General features: G+C 68.9%; 18 protein-coding genes. 3 read left to right on the forward strand and 15 right to left on the reverse strand.

Annotated elements, in window-relative coordinates; translation table 11 throughout:
- Positions 1-48: 48 nt before the first annotated feature.
- The 12 genes from AC1DMN_RS14750 to prmC form a co-directional block, all read right to left on the reverse strand.
- Complete coding sequence (locus tag AC1DMN_RS14750; protein WP_477384484.1) at positions 49-324, reverse strand: F0F1 ATP synthase subunit epsilon; 276 nt, start codon at positions 322-324, stop codon at positions 49-51.
- 2 nt (positions 325-326) lie between these two features.
- The gene (gene atpD / locus AC1DMN_RS14755; protein ID WP_440732201.1) at positions 327-1,763 is read right to left on the reverse strand and encodes a F0F1 ATP synthase subunit beta; all 1,437 of its coding nucleotides are present in this window, start codon (positions 1,761-1,763) and stop codon (positions 327-329) included.
- 24 nt (positions 1,764-1,787) lie between these two features.
- Positions 1,788-2,687, reverse strand: coding sequence for a F0F1 ATP synthase subunit gamma (locus tag AC1DMN_RS14760; RefSeq protein WP_440732202.1), 900 nt, complete (start codon positions 2,685-2,687; stop codon positions 1,788-1,790).
- Between the two features lie 18 nt (positions 2,688-2,705).
- Positions 2,706-4,346 (reverse strand): F0F1 ATP synthase subunit alpha, encoded by a 1,641-nt coding sequence (atpA, locus tag AC1DMN_RS14765; protein WP_477384486.1) that lies wholly within the window; start codon positions 4,344-4,346, stop codon positions 2,706-2,708.
- A 49-nt stretch (positions 4,347-4,395) separates the two neighbouring features.
- A complete protein-coding gene (locus AC1DMN_RS14770) occupies positions 4,396-5,184 on the reverse strand; it encodes a F0F1 ATP synthase subunit delta (protein ID WP_477230697.1) in 789 nt (262 codons plus the stop codon).
- Positions 5,184-5,735: a F0F1 ATP synthase subunit B gene (locus AC1DMN_RS14775; RefSeq protein WP_441975979.1), complete on the reverse strand. Its 552-nt coding sequence runs from the start codon at positions 5,733-5,735 to the stop codon at positions 5,184-5,186. Before AC1DMN_RS14775 ends, AC1DMN_RS14770 begins: the two co-directional genes overlap by 1 nt.
- A gap of 28 nt (positions 5,736-5,763) precedes the next feature.
- Positions 5,764-6,000, reverse strand: a complete 237-nt coding sequence (gene atpE, locus AC1DMN_RS14780) for a F0F1 ATP synthase subunit C (protein ID WP_292716640.1) — start codon at positions 5,998-6,000, stop codon at positions 5,764-5,766.
- 49 nt (positions 6,001-6,049) lie between these two features.
- Entirely contained in the window at positions 6,050-6,835 is a 786-nt protein-coding gene (gene atpB, locus AC1DMN_RS14785; protein WP_440732206.1) for a F0F1 ATP synthase subunit A, read from the reverse strand.
- A 121-nt stretch (positions 6,836-6,956) separates the two neighbouring features.
- Entirely contained in the window at positions 6,957-7,508 is a 552-nt protein-coding gene (locus AC1DMN_RS14790) for a Cg1360 family ATP-synthase-associated protein (RefSeq protein WP_440732207.1), read from the reverse strand.
- Positions 7,505-8,650 carry an MraY family glycosyltransferase gene (locus AC1DMN_RS14795; RefSeq protein WP_441975978.1) on the reverse strand — a complete coding sequence of 382 codons (1,146 nt, stop codon included), beginning with the start codon at positions 8,648-8,650 and terminating at the stop codon, positions 7,505-7,507. Before AC1DMN_RS14795 ends, AC1DMN_RS14790 begins: the two co-directional genes overlap by 4 nt.
- 24 nt (positions 8,651-8,674) lie before the next feature.
- A complete protein-coding gene (locus tag AC1DMN_RS14800) occupies positions 8,675-9,349 on the reverse strand; it encodes an L-threonylcarbamoyladenylate synthase (RefSeq protein WP_477230698.1) in 675 nt (224 codons plus the stop codon).
- 76 nt (positions 9,350-9,425) lie between these two features.
- Complete coding sequence (prmC, locus tag AC1DMN_RS14805; protein WP_441975976.1) at positions 9,426-10,283, reverse strand: peptide chain release factor N(5)-glutamine methyltransferase; 858 nt, start codon at positions 10,281-10,283, stop codon at positions 9,426-9,428.
- 138 nt (positions 10,284-10,421) lie between these two features.
- Here prmC and cysK point away from each other — a divergent pair, with 138 nt between their 5' ends.
- Both cysK and epsC read left to right on the forward strand, forming a co-directional pair.
- Positions 10,422-11,360: a cysteine synthase A gene (cysK, locus tag AC1DMN_RS14810; protein ID WP_440732211.1), complete on the forward strand. Its 939-nt coding sequence runs from the start codon at positions 10,422-10,424 to the stop codon at positions 11,358-11,360.
- A gap of 14 nt (positions 11,361-11,374) precedes the next feature.
- Entirely contained in the window at positions 11,375-11,944 is a 570-nt protein-coding gene (gene epsC / locus AC1DMN_RS14815) for a serine O-acetyltransferase EpsC (protein ID WP_477384492.1), read from the forward strand.
- A gap of 24 nt (positions 11,945-11,968) precedes the next feature.
- Here epsC and AC1DMN_RS14820 read toward each other — a convergent pair whose 3' ends face one another.
- Positions 11,969-12,391: a hypothetical protein gene (locus tag AC1DMN_RS14820; protein ID WP_441975975.1), complete on the reverse strand. Its 423-nt coding sequence runs from the start codon at positions 12,389-12,391 to the stop codon at positions 11,969-11,971.
- A gap of 58 nt (positions 12,392-12,449) precedes the next feature.
- On the opposite strand from AC1DMN_RS14820, the gene AC1DMN_RS14825 reads away from it, so the two are divergent.
- Complete coding sequence (locus tag AC1DMN_RS14825; protein WP_477230699.1) at positions 12,450-13,514, forward strand: DNA polymerase IV; 1,065 nt, start codon at positions 12,450-12,452, stop codon at positions 13,512-13,514.
- A gap of 27 nt (positions 13,515-13,541) precedes the next feature.
- On the opposite strand, the gene prfA is transcribed toward AC1DMN_RS14825, so the two are convergent.
- Positions 13,542-14,621, reverse strand: a complete 1,080-nt coding sequence (gene prfA / locus AC1DMN_RS14830; RefSeq protein ID WP_477230700.1) for a peptide chain release factor 1 — start codon at positions 14,619-14,621, stop codon at positions 13,542-13,544.
- Positions 14,622-14,667: 46 nt separating this feature from the next.
- Positions 14,668-16,302: transcription termination factor Rho (rho, locus tag AC1DMN_RS14835; RefSeq protein ID WP_477384488.1), on the reverse strand; the 1,635-nt coding region annotated here is incomplete at its 5' end.

Below are 16,302 nucleotides of genomic sequence, written 5' to 3' on the forward strand. Positions count from 1 at the left end.
TCCCCGCAAGAGGCGGGGAACCGGGGCGGACGTGCAGGATGCTGTGGATCAGGCGACGAGYGCCGCGTTGCCCGCGACGATCGTCAGGGYGTYGCCCTCCATCGAGACGAAGCCGTCACGCGCGCTGGCGAGCACCTTGGTGCCATCCAGCTGAGTGATACGGACCTGGCCCTCGGCGAGGATGGCCAGCACGGGCTCGTGACCGGCCATGAAGCCCAGCTCGCCCTCGACGGTCTTCGCGACGACGAGGCTGGCCTCGCCGGTCCAGACCTCCGCGTCGGCGGAGACGAGGCTGACGTGCAGTGATGCAGCACCGGGCGCCATGATCAGGCGTTCTCCTTCTGGATGCGAGCCCAGTTCTCCTCGACRTCCGAGATCGGGCCGACGTTGAAGAAGGCCTGCTCCGCGACGTGGTCGAAGTCACCGCGGCAGATCGCGTCGAACGACTCGATCGTGTCCTTGAGCGGGACCGTGGAGCCCTCGACACCGGTGAACTTCTTCGCCATGTAGGTGTTCTGGGACAGGAACTGCTGGATGCGACGCGCGCGCGCCACGACGATCTTGTCCTCTTCGGAGAGCTCGTCGACACCGAGGATCGCGATGATCTCCTGCAGCTCCTTGTTCTTCTGCAGGATCTGCTTGACCGTGGTGGCCACGCGGTAGTGGTCCTCACCCAGGTAGCGGGGGTCCATGATCCGCGAGGTCGACGTCAGCGGGTCGATCGCCGGGTACAGACCCTTCGAGGCGATCTCACGCGAGAGCTCGGTGGTCGCGTCGAGGTGCGCGAACGTCGTGGCGGGAGCCGGGTCGGTGTAGTCATCGGCCGGCACGTAGATCGCCTGCAGCGAGGTGATCGAGTGGCCGCGCGTCGAGGTGATGCGCTCCTGGAGCACGCCCATCTCGTCGGCGAGGTTCGGCTGGTAGCCCACCGCGGACGGCATACGGCCGAGCAGCGTGGAGACCTCGGATCCGGCCTGCGTGAAGCGGAAGATGTTGTCGATGAAGAGCAGCACGTCCTGCTTCTGCACATCGCGGAAGTACTCCGCCATGGTCAGCGCCGACAGGGCGACGCGCAGGCGCGTCCCCGGCGGCTCGTCCATCTGACCGAAGACGAGGGCGGTCTTGTCGAAGACGCCCGCCTCCTCCATCTCGGCGATGAGGTCGTTGCCCTCACGGGTGCGCTCGCCGACACCGGCGAACACCGACACACCACCGTGGTCCTGCGCGACGCGCTGGATCATCTCCTGGATGAGGACCGTCTTGCCGACGCCCGCACCGCCGAACAGGCCGATCTTTCCACCCTGCACGTACGGGGTGAGCAGGTCGATCGACTTGATGCCGGTCTCGAACATCGTGGTCTTCGACTCGAGCTGGTCGAAGTTCGGGGCCTTGCGGTGGATCGGCCAGCGCTCGGTGATCTCGATCTGCTCGCCGGGCTCGGCGTTCAGGACCTCGCCGATCACGTTGAAGACCTTGCCCTTGGTGACGTCGCCGACGGGCACCGAGATGGCTTCGCCGGTGTCGCGCACCTCCTGGCCGCGGACCATGCCGTCGGTGGGCTTGAGCGAGATGGCGCGGACGAGGTCATCGCCGAGGTGCTGGGCGACCTCGAGGGTGATCTCCGTCGACTCCTCGCCGATGGTGATCGTCGTCTTCAGTGCGTTGTAGATGTCGGGGATCGAGTCGTGCGGGAACTCGATGTCGACGACCGGGCCGGTGACGCGAGCAACGCGGCCGACGACCGTCGTAGCGGTGGCAGTCATAATTCGTCTCTCTCCTGAGGGGTCTTACTTGCTCGACGACAATGCGTCGGCGCCGCCGACGATCTCGGCGATCTGCTGCGTGATCTCCGCCTGACGCGCGTTGTTGCGCAGGCGGGTGTAGTCGGTGATGAGCTTGTCGGCGTTGTCGCTGGCCGACTTCATCGCCTTCTGCGTCGCGGCCTGCTTGGCGGCGGACGACTGCAGGAGGGCGTTGAAGACCCGGCTCTGGATGTACACCGGCAGGATCGCGTCGAGCACCGTCGCCGCATCCGGCTCGAACTCGTACAACGGGTACACGGCACTCGAGGTGTCGGCCGCGTCGGCCTCCGCGATCTCCAGCGGAAGCAGGCGCACCGTCTCGGGCGACTGGGTCATCATGCTGACGAAGCGGTTGTACACGAGGTGGATCTCGTCCACGCCGCCCTGCTGACCACCGCGCTCGAAAGCCTCCAGCAGCGAGGCAGCGATGGCCTCTGCCGTGTGGAAGGACGGCGTGTCGGTGTCACCCGTCCACTCCGCGGCGGCCTCGAGGCGCCGGAACTGGAAGTACCCGACGGCCTTGCGACCGACCAGGTAGAACACCGGCTCGCGACCCTCCGAGCGCAGGAGCTCGGCGAGCTCCATGGCCTCGCGCAGGATCTGCGAGTTGAACGCGCCGGCCAGACCCCGATCGCTCGAGAAGATCACGACCGCGGAGCGGCGGATCGTCTCGGGCTCACGGGTGAGCGGGTGGTCGACGTTGGAATGCGTCGCGACGGCGGACACGGCCCTCGTCACGGCCCGCGCGAAGGGCGAGGACGCGTTGACACGCGCCATCGCCTTCTGGATGCGCGAAGCCGCGATGAGTTCCATCGCCTTCGTGATCTTCTTGGTCGTCTGAGCAGAAGAGATCTTCTGCTTGTAGACCCGGAGTTGTGCGCCCATAGCTGAGAATCCCCGCGATTACGCGCGGCGGCCCTTGACGATCTTCTCCTGGTTCACGTCGTCGACGTCCGCGGCGCTGTGCTCCTCGTGTCCGGGAGCGCCGATGCCGTGGCCCTTGCCGCCCTGGAACTCGAGGAGGAAGGCGTCGGTGGCCTTCTCCAGCTCTGCGACCGTGTCGTCGTCGAGGACGTTGGTCTCACGGAGGGTGTCGAGCACGGTGGTGTTGCGACGCAGGTGATCCAGCAGCTCGCGCTCGAAGCGCAGCACGTCCTCGACCTCGATCGAGTCGAGCTTGCCCTTGGTACCGGCCCAGATCGAGACGACCTGCTCCTCGACGGGGTACGGCGAGTACTGCGGCTGCTTGAGCAGCTCGGTSAGGCGSGCGCCRCGAGCSAGCTGACGGCGGSWRGCCTGGTCGAGGTCGGASGCGAACATCGCGAASGCCTCGAGCGAGCGGTACTGCGCCAGCTCGAGCTTCAGCGTKCCGGAGACCTTCTTGATCGACTTGACCTGGGCGTCACCACCGACGCGGGACACCGAGATGCCCACGTCGACAGCCGGACGCTGGTTGGCGTTGAACAGGTCGGACTGCAGGAAGATCTGGCCGTCGGTGATCGAGATCACGTTGGTCGGGATGTACGCCGAGACGTCGTTCGCCTTGGTCTCGATGATGGGCAGGCCCGTCATCGAACCGGCGCCGAGTTCGTCGGACAGCTTCGCGCAGCGCTCCAGCAGACGGGAGTGCAGGTAGAAGACGTCACCCGGGTAGGCCTCGCGGCCCGGCGGACGGCGCAGCAGCAGCGACACGGCGCGGTAGGCCTCGGCCTGCTTCGACAGGTCGTCGAAGATGATCAGGACGTGCTTGCCGCCGTACATCCAGTGCTGGCCGATGGCCGATCCGGTGTAGGGGGCGAGGTACTTGAAGCCGGCCGGGTCGGACGCCGGGGCGGCGACGATGGTCGTGTACTCCAGGGCGCCGGCCTCTTCCAGCGCGCCCTTGACGGAGGCGATGGTCGAGCCCTTCTGGCCGATCGCGACGTAGATGCAGCGGACCTGCTTGTTGACGTCGCCGGAGTCCCAGTTGGCCTTCTGGTTGATGATCGTGTCGATCGCGATCGCGGTCTTGCCGGTCTGGCGGTCGCCGATGATGAGCTGGCGCTGGCCGCGGCCAACCGGGATCATCGCGTCGATGGCCTTGATGCCGGTCTGCATCGGCTCGTGCACGCTCTTGCGCTGCATGACGCCAGGCGCCTGCAGCTCGAGAGCACGGACGCCCTCCGTCGCGATCTCACCGAGGCCGTCGATCGGGTTGCCGAGCGGGTCGACCACCCGGCCGAGGTAGCCGTCGCCGACCGGGACGGAGAGCACCTCACCGGTGCGGGTGACCTCCTGGCCGGCCTCGACACCGGAGAACTCGCCGAGGACGACGACACCGATCTCGTGCTCATCCAGGTTCAGTGCGAGTCCCTTGGTGCCGTCGGCGAAGGTCACGAGCTCGTTCGCCATGACGCCGGGCAGGCCCTCGACGTGCGCGATGCCATCCGCTGCGTCGATGACGGTGCCGACCTCGGTCGCCACGCCGCCCGTGGGCTCGTACGCGGCGACGAAGTCCTTCAGCGCGTCACGGATGACGTCGGGGCTGATCGAAAGTTCTGCCATTGTCTTCCCTTTGTGTATGGGTGCGCGGCTTCCCGCGCGAAGTCGTGTTTCAGCCCGCGAGCTTGTGCCGGAGATCGGCGAGGCGGGCGGAGATGCTGCCGTCGATGACATCGTCCGCGACCTGCACGCGCAGGCCTCCGACGACGGAGGAGTCGAGCACCTCGTTCAGCGCGACCTGGCGGCCGTAGCGCCCGGCCAGAACCGCGCGGAGACGGTCGCGCTGCGGCGCGCTCAGCGGAGCGGCGGTGTGCACCGTCGCGACGATCCGGTCGCGCTGCGTGGACACGATGCGCATCGCCCTGCTCAGCAGCCGGCGCACGCGGCGCCCACGCTGCTGGCGCACCAGCGAGGTGAGGGTCAGCGACGTGGCCGGGTGCAGGCTCGCACCGACCAGCTTCTGCACGAGCGCGGCCTTGCCCTCACCGCCGCCCAGGCGGCTGCCCAGGGCGAGTTCGAGATCGGCGTTGTCGGCCACCAGGCGCGACACCGAGAACAGCTCGCCCTCGATGTCGGCGTCGGGCGCGGCGATCGTCGCAGCGCGCACGGCCAGCTCCTCCACACCGTCGACCAAGTCGGCGGCGGAGGACCAGCGCTGCGAGACCGCGACGGTCAGCACCTGCTGCGCAGGCGCCGCCGCGCCGGCGAAGACGCGCGACACAAGTGCCGCGCGGGCCTCGACCGGAGCGGACGGATCGGCGAGCGCGCCGCTCAGCGCGGAGGACTCACCGATCAGGCGCGTGGCGGAGAACAGGTCTCCGGCGACGTCGAGGGTGATGCCCTGCGCGGCGGTCAGAGCGCTGCTCGACACCTCAAGGGCCTGAGCGGTCGCGCTGCCCATTACTTCGCCGCCTCGGAGGCCTCGAGGTCCGCCAGGAAGCGGTCCACGACGGCCGTCGCGCGTGCGTCGTCGGAGAGGGTCTCGCCGACCACGCCACCGGCGAGGTCGAGGGCGAGGCCGCCGACCTCGTTGCGCAGCGAGACGAACGCCGTCTGGCGCTCGGCTTCGATCTGCGCGTGTGCGGCTGCGGTCGTGCGAGCGGCCTCTGCGGCAGCGGTCTCCTTGGCCTCGGCGACGATCTTCTTGCCGTCCTCACGGGCGGTCTCGCGGATCGCGCCGGCCTCGGTGCGGGCCTCGGCGAGCTGGCGGGTGTACTCCTCCAGCGCGGCCTCGGCCTGCTTCTGCGCCTCATCGGCCTTGGCGATGTTGCCCTCGATGGCCGCGGAGCGCTCGTCGAGCATCTTCGTGAACCGGGGAAGAGCGACCTTCCACACCACGAACAAGATGATCAGGAAGAACAGACCCGACCAGACGAGATCGTAGGTCTCGGGAAGAATCGGGTTCTTCGTCTCACCCTCGGCCGCGAGGTGCGTGACAAGAGCGTTCAGCATCCTGTCTCCTTCGGGATTCGAGTGCGGGTTACGGGAAGGGGATGAAGCCGACGGCGATGCCGATGAATGCGAGCGCCTCGGTGAAGGCGATGCCGATCCACATCAGGACCTGCAGGCGACCGGCCAGCTCGGGCTGGCGGGCGACACCCTCGATCGTCTTGCCGACGACGATGCCCACGCCGATGGCCGGGCCGATGGCGGCGAGGCCGTAGCCGATTGCCGCGAGGTTGCCGTTGACTGCTGCGAGAACCGTAGTAGCGTCCACGGATTTTTCCTTTCGTTGTGGGCGGCAGGTTCGCCGCCCGCAGGGGTTGTCAGTGCTCTTCTGCGACCGCGAGCTGGATGTAGACCGCGGTGAGGACGGTGAAGACGTAGGCCTGGAGGACAGCGACCAGGATCTCGAGGGCCGTGAAGGCGCCTCCGAAGGCGAGGGTCGGGATGCCGAGGACGGCCCAGCCGCCACCCGCCGTGAAGAAGAAGAACCAGGTGGCCGAGAAGCACAGCACGAGCAGCATGTGCCCGACAACCATGTTCATCAGCAGTCGCAGCATGAGGGTGACCGGGCGGATCACGAAGGTCGAGATGATCTCGATCGGCGTCACGATGAAGTAGACCGGCCATGGCACGCCCGAGGGGAACAGCGCGTTCTTCACGAAGTTCTTCGGGCTCTTCTTGAGACCCGCGTAGATGAAGGTCACGTAGCTGATGACCGCCAGCATGAGCGGAACGGCCGCGACGCTGGATCCGGCGATGTTCAGGAACGGGATGATGCCCGTCAGGTTGAAGAACAGCGTCATGAAGAAGATCGTCGTCAGAAGCGGCAGGAAGCGGTCGCCGTCCTTGCGTCCGAGCAGGTCGTGCGCGATGCCGCCGCGGACGAAGTCCAGGCCCATCTCCACGACGCTCTGGAACCGCCCGGGGACGATCTTCATGCGTCGGGTGCCGAGCACGAGGAAGAGCACCAGAACGAGCACCGAGAACGCCTGCACCAGGTTGATGCGTGTCACGCCGATGCCGGCGATGTAGAACAACGGCGCGGGGAAGAAGTCGTCGATGGACGGTCCGTGGAACCCGCCGTTGTCGGCCAGTCGAGGGATCATGGTCGCAGCAAGATTAAACAGCGCGGGCTCCAGCGTCGGGGCACCGGGGGCTACCGGGGCGTCGGTCGATATGCTTCACAGCGCAACGCTCGCGTGACGAGCGGGCTCGGGTTCCAGCCTATCAGACCAGTGAGTTGCCTGAATCCGCGTCCGGAGCCTGCTGTGAGCCGGTTCCCGCGCCCGGAGCGACGTCTTCGGGGGCGACGGTCGGCAGGGATGCGTCGCTGACGACGGGCAGCCGCATCTTCAGGAACACCACCGCGTCGATCGCGAGCGAGACCAGCACGCCTGCCAGCAGCGCCCAGAAGAAGACGAGCGGCTCCAGCCAGGGCTGCCCGCGCAGAACGAGGATGAGCACGAAGAACAGCCCCAGCTTGAGGAACCAGCCGCCCATCACGATCGCGAAGAACAGCTGCACGTACAGCTCCTGCCCGAACCAGCGGTTGGCGATGAGGATGCTGCCGGCTGTGATCGCCCCGAAGAGCACCGCGATGAGGGCGCCGATCAGGCCGCTCCACACGCCCGGGGCGCCCTTGAGCACTCCCCCGATGATCCCGGCCACGATCGCGAGTACGACGGCGGCGATGCCGGAGGCGATCAGCGCCGTGCGCAGGACCGGGGTGCTGGTGACGGGGCTCTGGCCGGCGGAGGGGCGGTCGCTCGCGGAGCTCATTTCGATTCCTTCTGGGATGCGCGCGGACGCGACGGGATGAGGGTGACGACGAGGCAGGCCGCGGCCCCGACGACGCCGAAGATGATGCCGGCGGCGTATTCGCCGTACCAGCCCTCGCGCGAGCCGATGTACATCAGCAGCACGGCGATCGAGATGATGGCCGTCCACGCGTAGAAGATGAGCACGGCATCGCGGCCGCGGTGGCCGAGGTCGAGCATGCGGTGGTGCAGGTGCTTACGATCGGGCGAGAACGGCGACTTGCCCGCGCCCATGCGTCGCAGCACGGCCAGTCCGAAATCGAGCAGCGGCAGCAGCACCACGACGACCGGCAGCAGGATCGGGATGAACGCGCCGAGCAGCTGGGAGCGCCCGATCTGCGCGTTGGTGAGCACAGCGGGATTCAGCTGCCCGGTGATGGCGACGGCGCTGGTCGCCATGAGCAGGCCGATCACGAGGGCGCCGGAGTCGCCCATGAACAGCTTCGCGGGGCTCCAGTTCATCGGCAGGAATCCGATGCATGCGCCGATCAGCACGGCCGCGATGAACGGGGCGAGGCTGAAGTAGCTGGACTGGCCGATGTCGCGGGCGATGATGTAGGAGTAGGCGAAGAAGACGCCGTTGGCGATGAGGCAGACGCCGGCGACCAGGCCGTCGAGCCCGTCGATGAAGTTCACCGCGTTCATGACGATGACGATCGCGAACATCGTGATCACGATGCTCAGCCAGTTGGATCCGATCACGGGCTCGGCGAGCGGGAGCGAGGCGATCTGCAGCCCGCCGACGATCGTCACCAGCCCCGCGGCCAGGAACTGCGCTCCCAGCTTGATCATCCAGTCCAGATCCCACAGATCATCGATGACGCCGACGATCGCGATGAGCAAGACCGCGCCGACCACCGACCACATCGTCTGCGGCTGCGCCCAGATGATGTGGAAGAACGGACTGGCCGCGCTCGCGGTGAACGCCGCCAGGATGCCGAGCAGCATCGCCACTCCCCCGAGCCGCGGCGTCGGCGTCGTGTGCACATCGCGCTCACGGATGCCCGGGTACAGCTTGAAGCGCAGACTGAGCTGCCACACCGCCCACGAGCAGGCCAGGGTCACGGCTGCCGTGAGGATCACGGTGAACAGGTACTGCTTCACGGGGTCGCTCTCCTCCGGCCGGGATCAGGGCTGCTCGTCGAGCAGGTCCCCGAGCACGCGGGCGAGCTCGTCGCGGGAGACCGCACCCTCGCGGAGCACGCGCACCTTCGGGTCCTCGCCGCCCGGGCGCACGAGCGACGTGGCGTCGACGATCGTGGAGGCGACGCCACGGGTCGCGGGACCTGCGTCGAGGTAGACCTCGATGCTGTCGCCGAGCATGCCCTTGGCCTGATCGACCTCGACGGCGGCCGGCTCCCCGGTCAGGTTCGCACTGGAGACTGCGAGCGGGCCGGTCTCCTCGAGCAGGGCGAGCGCGACCCGGTGGTCGGGCATCCGCACGGCGACCGTGCCGTGGGTCTCGCCCAGATCCCAGACCAGGGACTGCTGCGCGGGCAGCACGATCGTGAGCCCGCCGGGCCAGAACTCGTCGACCAGACGCTGCACCGGCTCCGGCACGGTCTCCACGAGGGCGGCGAGAGTGGCAGTGCTGCCGACGAGGACGGGCGGCGGCTGCTGGCGCCCTCGCCCCTTCGCATCGAGCAGGCGCTGCACGGCGGCGGGGCTGAAGGCATCGGCGCCCACGCCGTAGACGGTATCGGTGGGCAGCACGACCAGCTCGCCGCGGCCGATGGCAAGACGGGCCTGGCGCATACCGGTGAGGATCTGATCCGCGTCGCGGCTATCGAAGACTGAGGACATGACCGGCCCAGTCTACGGGGCGCGGCGCCGTGCGCCCTGAGCGGGCGTGCGGATCTCCCCGCGCCGGCGGATCCGGCTACGGGCGGATCGCCGTCGTCGCGCGGTCGCGCTGGGTCAGGTCGCGGTGCGTCGCCGTCGCGCGCCAGCCGTCCGCAGCGAGGAGCTCACGGATCGCGTCGCCCTGCACCTCCGCGTGCTCGAGCACGAGCGTCCCGCCGGGATGCAGCAGCGCCCAGGCGCGGCGGCTGATCGCGCGCACCACGTCGAGTCCGTCGGGGCCGCCGTACAGCGCGAGCGCAGGGTCGTGAAGGCGCACCTCCGGATCGCGCGGGACGGCATCGTCCGGCACATACGGAGGATTGGAGATGACCACGTCGACCGTGCCGTCCAACTCCCCCAGCTCCGAGCGGAGGTCGCCGAGCACCAGGGAGAGGTTCTCCTGCCCCGCCGTGTTCCGCAGCGCCCAGGCGTGCGCCTCGGGCGAGAGCTCGACGGCATGCACCTGTGCGTGCGGCACCTCCGTCGCGAGAGCGAGGGCGATGGCTCCGGATCCGGTGCACAGATCCACGCCGACAGGAACCGGCGAGGCGGTCGCGAGCAGCGCGTCGATGGCGAACTGCGCGACGATCTCGGTCTCCGGGCGCGGCACGAACACACCGGGCCCCACCGCCAGCTCGAGGTGGCGGAACGGCGCCATGCCGGTGAGATGCTGAAGCGGCTCCCGCGCGGCACGGCGTGCGACGAGCGCGTCCAGGGCAGCCTCGTCCGCATCGGTCAGCACGTCTCCGCGGATCATCGCCGCCTGGACGGCGCCGCGACCGAGCCCGAGGACGTGCCCGGCCAGGAGCTCGGCGTCGACGACGGGATCCGGGACGCCGCCGTCGCCGAGGGTCGTGGCGGCGCGGCGGAGGGCATCGGCAAGGGGCACGGACATAGACGTCCAGCGTAATGCGGGCGTCACATTCACCGGGCCCACACGCCATCGTCCTAGGCTGTGCTCGATCGTGTCCCCGTCGGAAGCGGGATGGGATCGTGGCAACCCCGAAGAAGTGCGTCCATCGAAAGGTCCCTCATGGCAGGCATCCACTCCGACATCACCAGCACGTTCGGCAACACCCCGCTCGTCAAGCTGAACCACGTGACCGAGGGCCTCGGCGCCACGGTGCTGGTCAAGCTCGAGTCGTTCAACCCSGCCTCGAGCGTCAAGGACCGCATCGGCATCGCGATCGTCGACGCCGCGGAGGCCTCCGGCGAGCTGAAGCCCGGTGGCACGATCGTCGAGGCGACGAGCGGCAACACCGGCATCGCCCTGGCCATGGTGGGCGCCGCGCGTGGCTACCGCGTGATCCTGACGATGCCCTCCTCCATGTCGAAGGAGCGCCGCGTGCTGCTGAAGGCGTTCGGCGCAGAGCTCGTGCTGACCGACCCGACCCTGGGCATGAAGGGCGCGATCGAGAAGCTGCAGGAGATCATCGCGGAGACCCCGGGGGCCGTCTGGGCCCGACAGTTCGAGAACGCCGCGAACCCGCAGATCCACCGCGAGACCACGGCGCAGGAGATCCTGCGCGACACCGACGGCGACGTCGACTTCTTCGTCGCGGGCATCGGCACCGGTGGCACCATCACCGGCACCGGTCAGGCCCTCAAGGCGGCCAACCCCGAGGTGAAGGTCATCGCCGTCGAGCCGACCGACTCCCCCCTGCTCAGCGAGGGGCACCCCGGCCCGGCGAAGATCCAGGGCATCGGCCCGAACTTCGTCCCCGCGATCCTGGACCGCGACGTCATCGATGAGATCATCACCGCCGGCTTCGAGGAATCCCTCAGCACCGCCCGGGACCTGGCGGCGAAGGAGGGGCTGCTGGTCGGCATCTCCGCCGGCGCCGCCGTCGCACAGGCGCTGAAGGTCGCCGCACGCCCCGAGAACACGGGCAAGACCATCGTCGTGATCGCGCCGGACACCGGCGAGCGCTACCTGTCCACCGCCCTGTTCGAGGACCTGCGCGAGGACTGATGCCGCACTCTGGCATGTCGTGGGCCGGGCGGATGCGCGAAGACATCGCATCCGCCCGGCTCCGTGACCCCGCCGCACGYGGCGGRWTCGAGATCGCSSTGCTCTACCCSGGYCTGCACGCCATCTGGGCGCATCGCGTGAACCATGCGCTGTGGACGCGCGGACTGCGCTTCCCGGCACGGATGGGCTCGCAGGTCGCCCGCTGGCTGACCGGCGTCGAGATCCACCCCGGCGCCACGATCGGCCGTCGCTTCTTCATCGACCACGGCATGGGCGTCGTGATCGGTGAGACCGCCGAGGTCGGCGACGATGTGATGCTCTACCACGGGGTCACCCTCGGCGGCCGCACCCGCGACGCGGGCAAGCGCCACCCCACGCTCCAGGACGGCGTCGTGGTCGGCGCAGGAGCGAAGATCCTCGGCCCCGTCGTCATCGGTGCGCGCTCCGCCATCGGCGCCAACGCCGTCGTCACGAAGGACGCGCCCGCCGACTCCGTGCTCACCGGGGTTCCCGCCAGGGCCAGACCTCGTGTCGAGGGAGAGAACACGGCGAGGATCCTGTCGGTGCCCGACTACTCGATCTGACCTCGCCCCCGCGGGGCCTCCTCGTCAGCGCTTCTTGGCCGCGGCCTTGAGCGCCGCCGCTTCGCGCACCTCCCGCTTGATCAGCAGCAGCGGCAGGACGACGGTGCAAACCGCCGTGATGATCCAGACCACGACCGGTCCGAGCCCCCAGCCGAGCGCATCGGTGATCCGCAGGCCGCCGATGGGCAGCAGCACGACGATGAGCAGCGCCACGAAGGTGGAGATGATGCCGATCCCGCCCAGCAGCGCCGGCGCGTAGCGGTTGGCCATGGACGTGATCCAGGGCGCGAGCAGGCTCTGCAGCACCGTGAAGATGAGCACGCACAGCACGAAGCCCCACCACTTGCTCCACTCGATGGTGAAACCCGTCAGCAGCAGATCGGCCACGATGAGGCCGATCGCGGAGGATGCCACGAAGATCAGGGTGCGCGTGAGGAAGAGGCTCATGGCCGGAGCATAGCGGGGCACGGGTGCGCGCCCGGCTCGCGACGCGTACTGTCGGGGCATGCGCTGGGTGCTCCATGTGGACCTCGACCAGTTCATCGCGGCCGTCGAGGTGCTGCGCCGTCCCGAGCTGGCAGGGCTTGCGCTCATCGTGGGCGGTCGCGGCGATCCGACCGAGCGCGCGGTGGTGTCGACGGCGTCCTACGAGGCGCGCGCGTTCGGCGTGGGCTCGGGGATGCCGCTGCGGATCGCGGCTCGCAAGGCTCCGGATGCGGTGATCCTGCCGGTGGACGCGCCCGCGTATCTGGCCGCCTCCGCCGAAGTGATGGCGGCGGTGCGGGCCCAGCCGGGCGCCGTGGTGCAGGTGCTGGGCTGGGACGAGGCGTTCGTCGGCGTCGACACGGACGATCCTGAGGCGTACGCACGGCGCCTGCAGCATGCCGTCCTGGAGCGCACCGGACTGCACTGCAGCGTGGGCATCGGGGACACGCTCGTACGGGCGAAGATCGCGACCGGGTTCGGCAAGCCCCGGGGCGTGTTCCGCCTCACGGCCGAGAACTGGGACGACGTGATGGGCGAACGCCCCGTGATCGAGCTCTGGGGCGTCGGCCCGAAGGTGTCGAAGCGCCTCGTGGCCCTCGGGATCCGCACGGTCGCCGAACTCTCGACCGCGCCGGAGGACGGGCTCGTCGCCGAGTTCGGCCCGCGGATGGGGCTCTGGTACCGCGAACTCGGACAGGGCGGCGGATCCGCCGTCGTCGACGACACACCCTGGGTCGCGCGCGGGCACAGCCGTGAGACGACCTACCAGACCGATCTCGCCGACCGCGCGGAGATCGAGCAGGCCGCACTGACGCTGCTCGAACAGGTTCTGGACGACGTCGCCGAGGACGGACGGCCCGTCATCGGCCTCGGGCTGAAGGTGCGCTACGCCCCGTTCACGACGAAGACGTTCACCAAGCGGATCCCGGAGACCGTCGACCGCGATCTCGTCATCGCGAAGGCACGGGAGCTCATCGCCCGGATAGACCCCGACCGGCCGGTGCGGCTGCTGGGGATGCGTGCCGAGATGGCGCTGCCCGACGACGCGCGCGAAGGACGCACACCCACGCGCGGAGCGTGGTGACGGAACGCTCTCCGGGGTGTCGGGCGGTCAGTCCTCGGTGCCGAGGGCGGCGAGCCTGGCCTCCTCGTCCGCGTGGATCGCGGACTCGATGAGCGGCTCGAGCGCCCCGTCCATCACGGCATCGAGGTTGTAAGCCTTGAACCCGGTGCGATGATCCGCGATCCGGTTCTCGGGGAAGTTGTAGGTGCGGATCCGCTCGGAGCGGTCCATGCCGCGGATCTGCGAGCGACGCGCATCGGAGGCCGCGGCGTCGAGCTCCTCCTGCTGCTTGGCCAGCAGACGGGCGCGCAGCACCCGCATGGCCGCCTCRCGGTTCTGCAGCTGCGACTTCTCGTTCTGCATGGACACGACGATCCCGCTCGGCACGTGYGTGATGCGCACCGCGGAGTCCGTCGTGTTCACCGACTGGCCGCCGGGGCCCGAGGAACGGAACACGTCGATCTTGAGGTCGTTCTGGTTGATCGCGATCTCGTCCGGCTCATCCACCTCGGGGAACACCAGCACCCCGGTGGTGGACGTGTGGATGCGGCCCTGCGACTCGGTCGCCGGTACGCGCTGCACCCGGTGCACGCCGCCCTCGTACTTGAGGTGGGCCCAGACGCCCTGGGAGGGGTCCGTGGAGGATCCCTTGATCGCGACCTGCACGTCCTTGTAACCGCCGAGATCCGATTCGGTGCGATCGAGCAGCTCGGTCTTCCAGCCCTTGGACGCCGCGTACTGCACGTACATGCGCAGCAGGTCGGCGGCGAAGAGGGCGGATTCGGCTCCGCCCTCCCCCGCCTTGATCTCCATGATCACGTCACGGGCATCATCCGGATCCCGAGGGATCAGCAGGCGCCGGAGCTTCTCCTGGGCGACCTGCAGCCCCTCCTCCATGCCGGGGATCTCCGCCGCGATCGACTCGTCCTCGCGGGCGAACTCGCGCGCGGTCTCGAGATCCTCGCCGGCGGCGATCCAGTCGTCATGCGCCTTCACGATGCGGCTGAGCTCGGCGTAGCGGCGGTTGACCCGCTTCGCCCGCGCCGCGTCGGCGTGCACCTCAGGGTCGGAGAGCTCTCTCTCCACCCTGCGGTGCTCGTCGCGCAGCGACTCGACCTGCTCGAACATGACGACCGGATCCCTCCCGGATGAGGCAGCGTTCAGGCTGCGCGGATCAGCGGATGCTGTTCTCGGACGCGTGGCTGTGGCCGGTGCCCGCGGAGGGCTTCCCCAGCTGCGCGTTCTGCATCTGCAGCAGGAACTCGACGTTCGAGTCGGTCTCCTTGAGCTTGCCGAGGACGACCTCGAGCGCCTGCTGCGGGTCGAGCCCGGCGAGGGCACGGCGCAGCTTCCAGGTGATCTTGACCTCGTCGGGGCTCAGCAGCATCTCCTCGCGGCGGGTCGAGGACGCGTTGACGTCCACGGCCGGGAAGATCCGCTTGTCGGCCAGCGCGCGGCTCAGGCGCAGCTCGCTGTTGCCGGTGCCCTTGAACTCCTCGAAGATGACCTCGTCCATCTTGGATCCGGTCTCCACCAGTGCGGTCGCGAGGATCGTGAGGGATCCGCCGTTCTCGATGTTGCGCGCGGCGCCGAAGAAGCGCTTCGGCGGGTAGAGCGCCGATGCGTCCACGCCGCCGGTGAGCACGCGGCCGGAGGCCGGAGCGGCGATGTTGTACGCGCGGCCGAGGCGGGTGATCGAGTCGAGCAGCACGACGACGTCGCGCCCCAGCTCCACCAGGCGCTTGGCACGCTCGATCGCGAGCTCGGCGACGGTGGTGTGATCCTCTGCCGGACGGTCGAAGGTCGAGGCGATGACCTCGCCCTTCACCGTGCGCTGCATGTCGGTGACCTCTTCGGGGCGCTCGTCGACGAGCACGACCATGAGGTGCACCTCGGGGTTGTTCTGCGCGATCGCGTTGGCGATCTGCTGCAGCACGATCGTCTTGCCGGCCTTCGGGGGCGCGACGATGAGGCCGCGCTGGCCCTTGCCGATCGGGGCGACGAGATCGATGATGCGCTGCGTGAGCTTCTCCGGCGCCGTCTCCAGGCGCAGGCGCTCCTGCGGGTAGAGCGGGGTGAGGGCGGAGAACTCGACGCGGTTCGCGGCGTCCTCCGTGCTCAGGCCGTTGACCGAGTCGACCTTCACCAGCGCGTTGTACTTCTGGCGGCCCTGCTGCTCGCCCTCGCGGGGCTGCTTGATCGCACCGACGACGGCGTCGCCCTTGCGCAGGTTGTACTTCTTCACCTGGCCGAGCGAGACGTAGACGTCGCTGGGGCCGGAGAGGTAGCCGGTGGTGCGCACGAAGGCGTAGTTGTCGAGCACGTCGAGGATGCCCGCGATCGGGATGAGGACGTCGTCCTCGCCGATCTCGGTCTCGAACTCGTCGACGTTCTGGTTCTGACCGCCCCGGCGCTTGTTGCGCTGGCGGCCGCGGCCAGTGCCGCCGTCCTCGTCGATGTCCTGAGCGCCGCCACGGCCGCCCTGGTTGTTGTTCTGGCCGTTGTTGTTGTTGTTCTGGCCGTTGTTGTTCTGGCCACCGTTGCTCTGGCCGTCCTGGCCTCCGTTGCGGTTGCGGCTGCGCGAGCGGGACCGGCTGCGGCTGCGGCCGCTCGTCTCCTCGCCGCCGTCGGCGGAATTGTCAGCAGGCTGCGCGTCGGCAGGCGCCGCGTCCGCGGGCGCCTCCTTYGTGACCGGCTCGGCTGCGGCCTCCGGCGCCGCCTCGCCGGACTCCGCCGGGGCGTCGTCGGTCTTCTTCGCACGGCTGCGGCGCGGGGCCCGCGCCTTCGGGGCCTCTTCGGCCGACGCGTC

Source organism: Microbacterium sp. 01T413_2 (assembly GCF_056398985.1).

Bases quoted from the DNA above. Each gene is read 5' to 3' on its own strand.
- AC1DMN_RS14760 (WP_440732202.1), bottom strand. From the start codon at position 2,687: ATGGGCGCACAACTCCGGGTCTACAAGCAGAAGATCTCTTCTGCTCAG.
- AC1DMN_RS14770 (WP_477230697.1), bottom strand. From the start codon at position 5,184: ATGGGCAGCGCGACCGCTCAGGCCCTTGAGGTGTCGAGCAGCGCTCTG.
- AC1DMN_RS14775 (WP_441975979.1), bottom strand. From the start codon at position 5,735: ATGCTGAACGCTCTTGTCACGCACCTCGCGGCCGAGGGTGAGACGAAG.
- atpB (WP_440732206.1), bottom strand. From the start codon at position 6,835: ATGATCCCTCGACTGGCCGACAACGGCGGGTTCCACGGACCGTCCATC.
- AC1DMN_RS14790 (WP_440732207.1), bottom strand. From the start codon at position 7,508: ATGAGCTCCGCGAGCGACCGCCCCTCCGCCGGCCAGAGCCCCGTCACC.
- AC1DMN_RS14800 (WP_477230698.1), bottom strand. From the start codon at position 9,349: ATGTCCTCAGTCTTCGATAGCCGCGACGCGGATCAGATCCTCACCGGT.
- prmC (WP_441975976.1), bottom strand. From the start codon at position 10,283: ATGTCCGTGCCCCTTGCCGATGCCCTCCGCCGCGCCGCCACGACCCTC.
- AC1DMN_RS14820 (WP_441975975.1), bottom strand. From the start codon at position 12,391: ATGAGCCTCTTCCTCACGCGCACCCTGATCTTCGTGGCATCCTCCGCG.
- AC1DMN_RS14825 (WP_477230699.1), top strand. From the start codon at position 12,450: ATGCGCTGGGTGCTCCATGTGGACCTCGACCAGTTCATCGCGGCCGTC.